Annotated in this window: 11 protein-coding genes; 3 read left to right on the forward strand and 8 right to left on the reverse strand. The window is 49.2% G+C overall.

Annotated elements, in window-relative coordinates:
• Positions 1 to 182: 182 nt before the first annotated feature.
• The 6 genes from V3C10_18270 to V3C10_18295 form a co-directional block, all read right to left on the reverse strand.
• Positions 183 to 1052, reverse strand: coding sequence for a tyrosine-type recombinase/integrase (locus tag V3C10_18270; protein ID WVP61233.1), 870 nt, complete (start codon positions 1050 to 1052; stop codon positions 183 to 185).
• A 375-nt stretch (positions 1053 to 1427) separates the two neighbouring features.
• Positions 1428 to 2015, reverse strand: a complete 588-nt coding sequence (locus tag V3C10_18275) for a hypothetical protein (protein ID WVP61234.1) — start codon at positions 2013 to 2015, stop codon at positions 1428 to 1430.
• Positions 2016 to 2041: 26 nt separating this feature from the next.
• Positions 2042 to 3766: a hypothetical protein gene (locus V3C10_18280; protein ID WVP61235.1), complete on the reverse strand. Its 1725-nt coding sequence runs from the start codon at positions 3764 to 3766 to the stop codon at positions 2042 to 2044.
• Positions 3767 to 3831: 65 nt separating this feature from the next.
• On the reverse strand, positions 3832 to 4722 hold the full coding sequence (locus V3C10_18285; protein WVP61236.1) for a carbohydrate ABC transporter permease: 891 nt from the start codon (positions 4720 to 4722) through the stop codon (positions 3832 to 3834).
• A gap of 31 nt (positions 4723 to 4753) precedes the next feature.
• Positions 4754 to 5602: a sugar ABC transporter permease gene (locus V3C10_18290; protein WVP61237.1), complete on the reverse strand. Its 849-nt coding sequence runs from the start codon at positions 5600 to 5602 to the stop codon at positions 4754 to 4756.
• Positions 5583 to 7832 carry a hypothetical protein gene (locus tag V3C10_18295; protein ID WVP61238.1) on the reverse strand — a complete coding sequence of 750 codons (2250 nt, stop codon included), beginning with the start codon at positions 7830 to 7832 and terminating at the stop codon, positions 5583 to 5585. Before V3C10_18295 ends, V3C10_18290 begins: the two co-directional genes overlap by 20 nt.
• Positions 7833 to 8036: 204 nt before the next feature.
• On the opposite strand from V3C10_18295, the gene V3C10_18300 reads away from it, so the two are divergent.
• The 3 genes from V3C10_18300 to V3C10_18310 all read left to right on the forward strand — a co-directional run bounded on the left by V3C10_18300 (position 8037) and on the right by V3C10_18310 (position 10929).
• A complete protein-coding gene (locus tag V3C10_18300) occupies positions 8037 to 8711 on the forward strand; it encodes a response regulator transcription factor (protein WVP61239.1) in 675 nt (224 codons plus the stop codon).
• A gap of 13 nt (positions 8712 to 8724) precedes the next feature.
• Positions 8725 to 10104 (forward strand): HAMP domain-containing sensor histidine kinase, encoded by a 1380-nt coding sequence (locus V3C10_18305; GenBank protein WVP61240.1) that lies wholly within the window; start codon positions 8725 to 8727, stop codon positions 10102 to 10104.
• A gap of 150 nt (positions 10105 to 10254) precedes the next feature.
• Complete coding sequence (locus tag V3C10_18310; GenBank protein WVP61241.1) at positions 10255 to 10929, forward strand: class I SAM-dependent methyltransferase; 675 nt, start codon at positions 10255 to 10257, stop codon at positions 10927 to 10929.
• A 99-nt stretch (positions 10930 to 11028) separates the two neighbouring features.
• On the opposite strand, the gene V3C10_18315 is transcribed toward V3C10_18310, so the two are convergent.
• Positions 11029 to 11772, reverse strand: coding sequence for an AAA family ATPase (locus V3C10_18315; GenBank protein ID WVP61242.1), 744 nt, complete (start codon positions 11770 to 11772; stop codon positions 11029 to 11031).
• A gap of 132 nt (positions 11773 to 11904) precedes the next feature.
• A complete protein-coding gene (locus tag V3C10_18320; GenBank protein WVP61243.1) occupies positions 11905 to 12213 on the reverse strand; it encodes a hypothetical protein in 309 nt (102 codons plus the stop codon).
• Between the last annotated feature and the right edge of the window lie 492 nt (positions 12214 to 12705).

The following is a 12705-nucleotide window of genomic DNA, read 5'->3' on the forward strand; positions in this document are numbered from 1 at the left end:
TAAATCTTTTTTGGTGCCCAGACCATATAGAACGCGTCAAATATAAAAAAGCATGACAAAATAATTTGGCATGCTGCTTTTTGTGCAAATTCACAATCTTCCGATACCCCCCGGATATGTTTTGATTTGAAGCAAACAGGTTAAATATTATTCCGTTTACTTTAGCAGTCACATAATCTGAATTATGTGGCGCCGCAGGCGCCTTCCCATCCCTGAACAAGCCCAAGCTGCGAAATTATTTTTTTATGTTCCTCACCGGTCGTTGCTGTGTAAATTCTGGTCGTCTCGATACTGGCGTGTCCCATCACCTCGGCAAGGCGGAGAAGATCCTTTTTTAACCGGTAAAACGTAAGGGCAAACAGATGGCGCAGATTATGCGGAAATACTTTTTTCGCGTCAATTCCCGCATCCTGGCAGAGTTTCTTCATCCTGCGCCAAATGACGCTGCGGTCGACGGCGCTTCCGTTCCTGGATACAAATACCGGCCCAGATGTAATGCCGTTTCTGTTAAGATACGTTTTCAAAAGCCGCACCAGAGCTTTCGGCAGAAAAATGACCCTGGATTTTCCCTTATTGTTGACATAGGCATAGCCAGCCGCAACAGCCTTGACATCAATCGCCGAGAGTTCACTGACCCGGATACCGGTACTGCATATCGTCTGCATAATCAGATTTAACTGAAAGTCACCTTTTCGCTCCGCGCTCTCAATCAGCCTCTCATACTCCTTTTTGCTTATAAAGGAATCGTTTCTGCAGAAAAACGTTTTCTGTACCTTAAACTGCTGGACCTTGCAGTCGCTCCATCCCAGATATTCAAAAAAACGGTTCAGGGCCACCAACATCGAATTTGCGCTGCTCACCCTGTAATACTCCTTCAAATACTGCTTGTAAGCTATAACCTGTTCTTTGTTTACCCGCTTTCCCTGGGGAAGAAATTTGTAAAAATGCCTGATGTCGCGGATATACTTTTCAATTGTCAGCTTCGATTTTTCTTCTTCATACAATTTGCCTTCATATTTTTTGATGTTTTCCAGTCTGATTATCTTGTCCATTCTCTGTCCTCCGTATTTTTATATTTACACTATATATAAAAATACGGAAAAGGGATCTGGAATTTTATTCCATTTTCTTATTTTTTATAATTTTATCTGAAATTAGATGTTTTTTCGTCTCAAATGAACCTGAATCCACTGTTTCGAGAACTTTCCTTTTGAGCTTTTCATTGCCGCTCAACCCAAAAAAAGTGACCAGCCGGGGAGCTGGTCACTTTAAGGAGAAGGTATTTCGTTCTTATGGGGTGTAGCAAAAACTATATAATGTATTGGGGGGGTTACGAGTATTATAATATCACACTCTTTCCGAAAAGTGTGCACAAAGATCTTCCAGTTTCAAAACTTTTTTCGAACATTTTGAATAAAACCAGGGTGCTATTCGAAGCCAAGAGCCTCCATCCTGGCCTTCAGACGCCCTCTTCCCTGAAAAGAAAATGCGGCTTTTTCTACCGGGCCCTCATCCGCCGTAAAAATAACAGCCTTTTCCTCTCTGTCGATTACCGCGGAAACAGTATACATTTTATCACCGAAGGTAACCCGGCAGCCAGCCGTATTGACGGAACCAAACAGGGACCAGGAGACCTCCCTTGTGAGAATACAGTCTTTTTTGTCCATCACCGCGTCAAATGAGCCGCTCAGGACTTTTCCGGGAAATGCCAGGGAGACGGGGCCGTTTACATAGACTGTCCCCACTCCTTCTTTCTTGCCGGAAACGGGTTCCTTTATAGTTCCGGCCTCCCCATGGCGCCAGCCCGCTATATTGACAAGACCTGTCATTCCACCCTTTTCCCGTTCCTTGATGTCCTCTATCTCTTCCATCGTGACATTGCGAAGCTGCAAATCCCGTTCTTCCCGTACCAGGGAACAGCTTCCCCTGATTCCCGCCGCCGCTGCAAATGTTCCCGTTCCGGACAGGAGAAGAAGCGCCAGAAGCAATACTCTTTTTCCATATTTTATTTTCACCTCTTCTCCTCCTTTCTTTCGCTTTTCTAACCGTCCACATCTGCGAGTTCCGCCATCAGGCGCACCCGGTCACCCGCTCCGATTACACGGTCGCTTTCGGTTATCACCGGTTCCTCCGGGCTGAGCGCTCCCTCTACAGCCGCCATCGTATCACCGCTGATAAGGAGATCCAGTTCCACTCTGGCTGCTTTATATTCCTCACCGAGGATCGTTTTCTGTTTGCGCATCACGAGACAATAATAGCCGGTGACGTCTTTTCTCAGGGCTTTTACCGGGATCAGCTGCCGGTAGACATCTCCGCCCTTCTGGCATTCAAAATAAGCCTTTTCTCCCAAAACCGCTTTGCCTGCGGGAAGACTGGCCGTAAATTCACCCGTGTCCTGGCTGCTGACAAGATCCACCTGCCCGACAACCGCCTTCACGCGTTCTTCGCTTCCTTCCATCCTCACCAGCAGTTCATCTCCGGCCTTCAGGCTGTTATCGTCTTCGCGGTCAAAGGTTCCATGCAGTCTCAGTTCCCCTACGGAGAGGGTCAGACGCTCCGTTCCCGCCACCTCTTTTCCTGCTTCTATCTCCACGGCGCTGACGGTTCCGTCGCATGGGGAATAGACCATCCCCTGATTTTCCATCAGTCTGCCGATTTTTTCTTTTTCTTCTTTCAGTTCCTCCAGTTCCAGCTGCTTTGCCTCATTTCGAAGTTCCGACAACCGTTTTGCCTGCTCCCTTGTGAGCGCCGCGGCCTGGTCTTCCCTCGCCGCGTTTTGCAGCGCCTGACGCGCCGTTTCGGCCGCCCATTCTGCCTGGATCCTGGCATCCTCCGCCGCTTCCAGCGCCTTTTCCTCCTGGATAACCGCAGACTCATAGTTTTCCTTTAAGGCCAGTTTTGCACTGTCCGCCTGACGTCCCGCCCGATCGTAAATATCGCCTTTATCACTCATTTCTTCTCTGGCGCGGTCGACTTTCAGCTCCCAGCTTTCTTCCGCCGTATCCAGATCCTCCTCATAGCGTTCCAGATCTTCTCTCAAATCCTCTAATTCATCTTCGTCCGGTTCTTCCTTTTTCTCCAGCTTCTCGATCTTTTTCTCCGTATCCTTTATTTTTCTTTTAATCTCGCGGAGCTGCGCGTCGCGCTCCAGCTTTGCCGACTCATAATCCGTCTGACTCTGATCGTAATCGCTGCGGCTCTGTTCCCGCAGTTCATCATCCGAGAGCTCCAGACGGATCTCGTAATACTCCCGGATTCTTTCGAGATTTGCGTTATATTCCGCTTCCGCCTGCACCTTCTTGCCATATTGGCGTTCCAGCGCCTTCTCAGCCATGGCAAGCTCCTGGGACGCGGCCTCCACCCTGGTAACTCCCATAAAACTTTCCGCCCCGATCCGCTCTCCTTCCATCTCCAACTCCATTTTTTTTATCTCTTTTGAGAGCTCCTTCAGCCGTGCCTCCAGTGAATCCATGGAATAGGAGAACAATACATCCCCCTCCTTCACCGCCGTCCCGGCTATCGCCTCTATTTTTCCTGCTTTCAGGCCTTTCATCAGGGAAACCTCTTTTGTATCCCCGGCCTCCACGCTTCCGTTTCCCTCCACCGTCTTCATAACGGTTCCCTGGCTTGCATAGGCTGTCCTGACTTTTGGCGTCTCATAAACATCGATCACTCTGGAAATAATCGTGAACATGAGCATGCAGGCAAAAAAGCCAATCAGAAGACGGCGGTATATTTTTCGTTTCAGTTTTTCATTTTCTTCCATACGGCCTCCTTCCCCCGATTTGCCTCAGCGCAGTTTTGGTATTTTTATAGATAACCGTGTTTTGTCTATTCCTTGATGCCCGACGAGGCAATTCCCTCCTCCAGGAAAGTCTGCCCGTTCAGATATAAAAGCACCGGCGGCGCCATTGTAATCAGCCCGGCCGCAAAGGCCAGGGATGCCTTATCCGCCGTTACATTCGGAAGATAAAGGGACAGCGGCCACAACTGCCTGTTCTTTAAGAAGGTAAGCGGCTGTTCAAGCGCATTCCAATATTCAAAAAAGTCCAGGAGTACGGCCGTCATGATTCCGGGAAATCCCATGGGAATGCCGATCCTGAAAAAAATAGTCCACTCTCCTCCTCCGTCAATGCGGGCGGCCTCCAAAAACGATTTTGGAATGGATTCGAAAAACTTCTCCATGATATACACGGGAAAGGTGGAAAATATTCCCGGCAGTATCACCGACAGATGGGTATCCAGTATCCCAAACCGGTCCAGGACGAGATAGGACGGCACCATCATGACCTGAAACGGCATGACGAGCAGAATCAGATAAAGAAGGAAGAGAAGCTTTTTAAAGCGGAATTCGTACCGGGCAAAGGCCCAGGCCGCCGGCATTCCAATAAGCAGCTGTCCGGCCAGTACGCTGAAAACCTGCAGGCAGGAATTCCAGAACATCACAAAAAAGCCGGGCGATCGAAGAAGCAGATCGGCATATGGCTTCAGAGACGGAAAGTCTGGGATCAGGGCCGGGAGTACCGGCTCCTTTCCCAAATCCAGAACCGCCAGGTACCTCCGCACCAGCTCATCCTCCGGCATAAAGGATGCAGCCGTCATTAATATAAGAGGAAACAGGACGAAAAGAAGACAGACAAACAACAGAAATGCTCCCGTAACGGCTTTTGCCGGACGGTTCCGCTGGAAATGCACACGGCTGAAAACCGATGTCTTTTTCATTTCTACCTCCCTCCTCTTCTCATCAAAATTTTCACTCGTCCCGGCCCGCACTGACGACGAAAGGTATCAGAAACGCGCCTATGATAATCGTCAGCAGCACTGCCGCCGCACACATCTTCTGTATATCCAGATTGAGGAACCAATGGTTAAACAGATGCTGCAGCAGATAAATCCTGTCGTTTGGATAGGAACCAGCCACAATATAGGCCTCCCTGAATACTTTAAAAGAATTGATCACGGCCAGGAACAGAATCATGCCGGAGGCTTTTTTTACCTGTGGGATTGTGACATATACAAGTTTCTGCAGCCATCCGGCTCCGTCCACCTCCGCCGCCTCATAGAGCTCATCCGATATTCCTCCCAGGGCCGCCAGCCAGAGAAGCATCTGATACCCTGTATTTTTCCACAGATAGGCAAATACGAGAACGGTAAAGGACGAAGGGCCGTATATCCAGTCTGTATTGAGCTTAAACAGTCCGTTCATAATTCCCTGTTCACAGAAGACCATCCTCCAGAGGAGGATTACCGCCGCCGAAGGCACCGCCACCGGCATCACGAGAACCGTCTTGAAAAAACTCTTTTTCCGGCTGTACTGGTAAACCAGCAGAGACAGAAAAAACGAAACTGCCATCAGAAGCGGCAGCGCGACTGCCATGAACCGCACTGTATTGACAGCCGCCAGGCGGAACGCCTGGTTTTCCAGAACCCCCTGATATACGCTCAGGCCCGCGAATGTCTTGCCTCTGCTGTCAAAAAAGGATCTCCTGAAAGCATCGGCAAAGGGGAGCAGGACAAAGGCTGTCACTCCCAGCAGGCTGGGGGCCAGAAATAACCAGGCCCCGTTTCTGCTTACTGCCTTTTTATTCTCTCTCATTGACATAGAGCTTCATCTTATTTTCGATGGCCTGAACCGCATCCTCCACCGTTTCTTTTCCATTCAGATAATCTTTGGAGCCGTCCACGATCATATCCACAATCTGCTGATCAATCAGAGCCGGAATGCTTGCCGTGCGTACGATTGCCATAATTTTATCGCGATCCGCCTGTACCGGCCAGCTCCCGCTTAAATGGATTTCCTCTCCCATGCTCATGGAAACGCTGCTCCCACTCTCCGTCTTCGCCCATTTATCAAGGCTGCTGCTTCTCACTGAGAAACCGTCTCTCAGAGATTCGTCCTGCACTTCGGTGTCAAACAGGGTTTTGATAAATGCTTCGGCGTTCTCCCTGTTCGGGCTGGAGGCGTTGATACCCGCCACTACGTTCGGCATGTATATTCCGCCGAGTGATTCAATTTCACTGTTAACAATCTCCGCCGCCGACAGAGGAAGCATTGCGCTGTCTATCGAACTGAAGATCTCCGCGCCTGCCGCACATCGTTTTGCCACTACATTATAACTGCTCTGTCTTCCAAATCCTCTTGGAATTACCGTATTGTTCACCCTAAGGCGTTCCATATCGGCCTGTGCATAACTTTCCTGGACATTGCCTTTTTCCCCGGCGCTCTTCACTGCCGCAAGATAACGGGCCAGCACATCGCCGTCCACGGTTCCGTTTTCATTGAACAATTCCTTGTAGCAGGTGTATGACGTCATGTTGATTATATTTTCGTAGATATCGGGTGCGAAAAGGGACGGGGTCTTGTCATATGCAGCCATTTTGTCGATATCCTGGAATGCGGCTACCGCTTCCTCTTCCCCAAAAATCACCGGTACGTCAATACGGGCAGGCATGTAATAGATTTTTCCGTCCTCGGCCGTGAAATTGCTCCTTACATTGGCCAGCAAATCATCTTTATCCGCCTCAAACAGGCTGGTGATATCCGCAAGAATTCCCTTGTTTTTATAGGTCTGCATCGGCAATCCGTCTAATATCAGCACATCGGCGCCTTTTCCGTTTAAAAGCTCCGTATTCAGGGCGCGGATTACGTCCTCCGTCACTTCCTCTTCTTCATCCTCCACTGCAATCCTGAAATCCACCTTAACCTGAGGGTTATTTTTCTGAAGGATGGACGCCGCCTGGCGTACCGTGGCGTTGTCTCTCAGCGCATATACGGTCAGGGTTTCCGGCGGAACCGTGTCCACCGTCTCGTCATAGTAGTAGTGAAGTACTTTCAGCCTTGAGTCTCCCGTAGAAAAGACTCCGTAATAGTCATTATCCGAACCTTTGAAGAAGCTCCTCATAAACATATCCTGACGTCCCATGGAATTCAGGCTGCCGTCAATGAGCTGTTCCCAAACCGTGCCGTCCCTTCCGGTCCGGTAAAGGCCGGTCTGGCTGGCAACGTAAACGTAACCCTCATCATCGGTAAAGACAGGCATCTGCCATACGTCGCGCCCCTTGTCGGGCAGGTCATAGCTTCCGGTCTGAGTTCCCGTTTCTAGATTATATCTGACAAGCTTCTGGTTGTTTAATGTCAAATACTCTTCCCCTGTAACCGAAACAGGAATTCTTATATCCATTCCGATAAAATCCTGGGCCAGGGACGAACGCATTCTTCCGTCGGACTGGTATACGTCAGCCTGTGATGTCTGGGATACCAGAAAGCTCTCTCCTGGAAGCGCCGCTATAAAGTCAGGAATAATTCCGTAATCTTTTCCCTCCTGCACCTTAAAGACATCCGACAGCAATTCCCTGGTTGTTCCATCCTCCTGCGTCGTCCACAGATGGAATATGTAATTCTCATCAAAGCCTCCATAATAGTATATTCCGTTTTCATCCTGCATCATCTTCGAGGGCCTTATCCCATCAGGCGCTGCAATCGCTTCGCCCTCCGTCCATTCGGAATTGGAGTCCAGGCTGTAAAGTCTGGCCTTGCTGTTCTCATCCGGAATACAAAAAACAAGGGTTTTATCTTCTTTTTGTACAGCGCCCACTAAGCCGTTGCCGGCTATTTCTTCCGGTAATGCGATTTCTTCCTCCATATAACGGCCCTTGGCCGACTGTCCTCCCGGCGCCGTGCTCTCACTCTGAGTCTGGCTGCTCACACCCGTAGAGGTTTTTCCGCTGCCGCAGGCAGACAGTACCGACATTGCACCGACAGCCAGTATTCCGGCTGCCACTGCCGCGGTCCTCCCTTTTCTTTTTATCCTGCCTGTTCCTCTATTCTTCATATGGCTCTCCTCCCTGCACTGAATCTGTTTCGGTTCAGAATCATCCGAACTGTTATCTCTTATTTTACAGAGCGCATCTCTAAAAATACTGGAAAAACGCCCTCTTTTTTTTGAGATTTTTTAGAGAATTATGTGCTAGACTAAAGACAGGGACATTATATCAAAGAAAAATACCGAGATGGAAATATGAGGCGAACTAAAATTATGAAGATTTTACTGATAGAAGACGATGAAGTTTTATGTGATACTCTGAGGCTTTCCTTAGAAAAAGCCGGATACGATACGGAAATTTGCCACAGTGGGACAGACGGCCTGCTCTTTGCGTGTTCCAGCGCTTACGACTGCCTGATCATTGACCGCATGCTGCCGGAGATGGACGGGCTGACGCTTCTGCAGGCGCTCAGAAGGCGGGGAATCCAGACTCCCGCCATCTTTTCCACTGCCCTGGACGGGCTGAACGACCGCGTCAACGGACTGGATGCGGGAGCCGACGATTATATTGCAAAGCCTTACGCCGTGGAAGAACTGCTTGCCAGAATCCGTGCCGTCACCAGAAGGCCGGGACGAATTGAAGACAATCGCGCCCTTAGCTTTGAGGGACTCGTGTTCATGAAAGAGCAGCGTGAACTCCGGTATCAGAATTCTTCCGTCACCTTATCTAAAAAAGAAGCTTCCCTGGTGGAGTATTTTTTCAGGAATCCCGGCAGGACACTGAACCGTGAAATGATCCTGACTTATGTCTGGGGTTCTTCCAGTGAAGTGGAAGAAGGAAATCTGGACAATTATATTTATTTTATCCGGCGCAGACTCTCGACTTTAAAAGCTCCCGTCCGGATTGTAACGGTTCACGGCGTCGGATACCGCCTGGAAAAAGCTTAGAAAGGATGGGATTATGTTCCGTAAGGCACAAAAACAGCTTACCATACTCTATACCGCCCTTACCGGCATCATTCTCCTGCTGCTCCTGGCCCTGATCTTCTACCGCAATATCACGGTCCGGGAACAGCAGGAGATCACCGATTTTAACAACCTGTGGTTTTCCGCCAGTGCCCGGCTCCAGTCGGACGCCTATATCAGCGACTCCTATCTGGCGCTGACCGAGGTGATGAACCGCTCCGTCATTTATATAGAAGAAAATGGGTTACCTCTGTTCTTTTCAGGCGCCTGGACGCCTCCAACCGACAGAACTTCCCTGATCCGCTCCGCTTTTGACGCGGCCAGTGCGGAGGGAGTAAGTCCCAGCCACCCTCCCGTTTCTTCATCCATGAACCAGACCTCCCTTCTGCGTATAAGGGGGAGCCGGGGTGATTCCTACTACGGAAGGGTCATGGTGGTGACAACCGATCATGGTGCAAAATGTCTCATGCTCCTTTCCTATATAACCCCGCGACTGGCTCTTGTTCTTCAGAGTCTGCCTCTTTTCGCCCTATCCGGGGTTGTGGGACTGTTCGGGATCCTGATTATCAGCTGGTTCCTGACAGGCCGGGCTCTTTTGCCGGCCAGGGAGAGTGTGAAAAGGCAGACCGAGTTTGTAGCCGCCGCTTCCCATGAACTGCGTTCCCCACTGGCTGTCATCCGCGGGAGCCTCTCTGCACTCCAGGGCGAACTGTCGGAAAAACTTCCAGACCGGGAATCTGGCTCAGAAATCCAGTCGGATCACATGCACATTACATGGAAACAGCTAATCGGCAATGCAGACCGTGAATGCCAGAGGATGGCAAGACTGGTCGGCGACATGCTGCTCCTGGCTTCATCCGACGCCGGTACCTGGGCCCTGCACAGGATGGAGACCGAACCTGATACGCTTCTGATCGAGGCCTATGAGGCGTTCCTGCCCATATGCAGGGAGAAAAATATAAGCCTCACCCTGGCGCTTCCCGAGGAACCACTGCCCCCTCTTCTGGCCGATAAGCAGAGGCTTGAACAGGTTATCGCCATCCTCCTCGACAACGCCGTCTCTTATACTCCGGATGGAAAATCTATCTCCCTTAAAATGTACAGAAAAGAGGGCGGCAGACATATCAGTTCAGGCCTTTTCCGGACGGTTATTGAGATATCCGACAGCGGGAAAGGTATCCCCGATGAGATGAAATCCCGGATTTTTGATCGTTTTTACCGCGGCGACTCCTCCCGGAATGACAAGAAACATTTCGGACTTGGATTAAGTATCGCAAAAGAGCTGGTGGAACTGCATGGAGGCACAATTGCCGTCTATGATAATCCGGAAGGCGGAAGCCGATTTGTTATCACCCTGACCTTGCAGCAGGCATAATCATTGCTCTTTCATAAAAAATTCTGTATAAGGGAAAAGATTTTGTATTAATGTGAAAAACAGGAATTAGTGAAAGGATTTTGTACGAATATAAAAAACACGCTCTAATGTAAAGAATTCTTGTTTAACCAAAGAGAAAGGAGAATGGAAATGGGAAATTATTACCAGGAAAACCTTAATGCAAACGGATTGTATCAGGTTTATCAAACCGGCATCCCAAGAATCGAACAGTATTTGAAGGCCGAGACAGACTATGTCAAAAAAAGACTGACCGGAACCGAACACATTCTTGAAATCGGCGCCGGATACGGACGCATTATGCGGGAACTCGCTCCCGCCGCAGCCTTTGTCACAGGCATCGAGATTTCTGAGGATTCGGTACTGTTCGGAAACTTCTACTTACAGGACTGCAATAACTGCCGCCTTTTACCGATGGATGCCTATAAGCTGGACTTCCATGAAGAATTTGATATTGTGGTCTGTCTGCAGAACGGCCTGTCCGCCGTTAAAGGAAATCCGGCAGAACTCATAAGCAGATGCCTGTCCTCCCTGAAACCGGACGGCACCGCTTATTTCAGCACCTACAGTGAGAAAATCTGGGATACCCGCCTTGAATGGTTCCGGGAACAGGCCCGAAAAGGACTCCTCGGGGAATTGGATGAGGAGAAAACGAAAGACGGAATGATTTACTGTAAAGACGGGTTCTGTGCAGTCACATTTTCCCGGGATTATTTAACCGCTCTGGGTGAATCTGCGGGCTGCCGTTATGAAATCGATGAGACGGATGAATCCTCATTATTTCTTATTCTCTACAAGGATGCCTGAAATACTGCTCCTTACTGCTCTTCTGAAAACAGCAACGAGTTACTGATACAATCCGTGCAGCGTTTTTTCATCGTCAGGAGCTGGTTAACTTATCAGTTGTTATCTGTTGTTGTCAGAGAGCAGGCGTTTCAGCATGACCTCCCTGTTGTTGATAAACATCTCCATTACCTGGAAACAGTCCGCTTCCTCGTAAGAAATGGGATGAATATAACCGTCATCCAGCGAAAGGATCTCAGCCTCCGGAATTCCCAGCAGAATGGGGGAATGGGTCGCTATAATAAACTGAGCGCCGCTTTTCAAATAATTGTGGATTGCAAGCAGGAGTGTGAGCTGTCTCTGGGGAGACAGCGCCGCCTCCGGCTCATCCAGAAGATAGAGCCCCCTCGGACGGAATCTGTTCTGCGCCAGAGCCAGAAAACTTTCCCCATGCGACTGGCAATGCAGAGACTTTCCTCCGTAATATTTGAGATAGCCGCTTCTCTCCTCCTCATAATCATCAATCTGGCTGGCCACATTATAGAAACTCTCCGCCCTCAGAAAAAATTCATCAGAGGGTTTTCTTATGCCTTTGACCAGCCGGATGGCCTGTCCCAGCTCCGAATGGGTGTCACGGGTGGAAAAGTTGAAGTTTCTCGTCCCGCCCTCCGGGTTGAATCCCCAGGCCACCGCAATCCCCTCCAGCAATGTGGATTTACCGCTCCCGTTCTCCCCCACCAGAAATGTCATCGGATTTTCCAGGACCAGTTCCGGTAATTCAGCGAGCGCCGGAATCTGCCAAATATAGGAATCCTCAGAAAGACACTCCTGCCGTACTTGCACTTCCCTTATAAAGTTCATATTCATTATGCACCCTCCATCAGCTCCCTGACGAAAATCCCGGAATTTTTCTTTCAAGGCTGATACCTGATACGTAAATTCCCATGGCAGAAAATCTTACTGCAGTATTAGCCAGTTACTCCTTTATTCCTTCAACCCCTATTCCCGGTAAAGCTTTTCCCGGAATTCCTGCTCGTCCGCCGCTCTGAGCAAATCCTCCTGACGGGAATCTTCCAACAGTTTCTTTGTCAGTATGGCAAAGGACATCTCACCTTCTTCACGCATCTGCCTCATCGTCTTTTCTTCGTCATACTCATAAATACTCACTTTCATCGCCTCCGCTCTGTTGTTTCTCAGAAACTCTGCCAGCACATTGTCCCGGATACACTCTTCCACCGCTCGCTCTACCGCGTTCTTTAGGCTCATCGTCCCCGCATAGGTCCTCACCCGCTCCGTTATACTCTGCATAGTCACCCAGCGTTTTACAGGCCGATAAAAGCCTCTTATTGTGTCCCTTATTGATATTGAGAAGGATCGCCCTCAGTTCCAGTGAATATTCTTCTTCCGACACGATAAACGCTTCCGACAGTTTCATCTCCTGTAAGTCGCCGATGTGATCGTGTTTTCCCTGTTCTGCATTTTTCTCATTCCGTACCTCCTTTGTAACGCTGAAAGGTTGTCCGTAAACCTTACACCGTCTTCTGTAACCGCAGGAGGCCTCCGCCGCTTATCGATATTCCGGAAACCTCTCTGCATGATAAAATTGGGATCTGCAAAGCATCAAGATTTCCTGAAAATCTAAGTTTAAGAATTGACTTAAGACGCGGTTTTCCGCTTGAAATGTTAAGAAATAATATGCTTTGAATTTAGTATAGCACAGTGAAAATGAGAATTCTATCCCTTATTATTTTTATTCAGGGCAAACGAATGGGGATTTAGTTGAGGAATGAGAACGCCGCC

It is taken from the genome of [Clostridium] symbiosum, assembly GCA_036419695.1.
Lineage (GTDB): Bacteria > Bacillota > Clostridia > Lachnospirales > Lachnospiraceae > Otoolea > Otoolea symbiosa_A.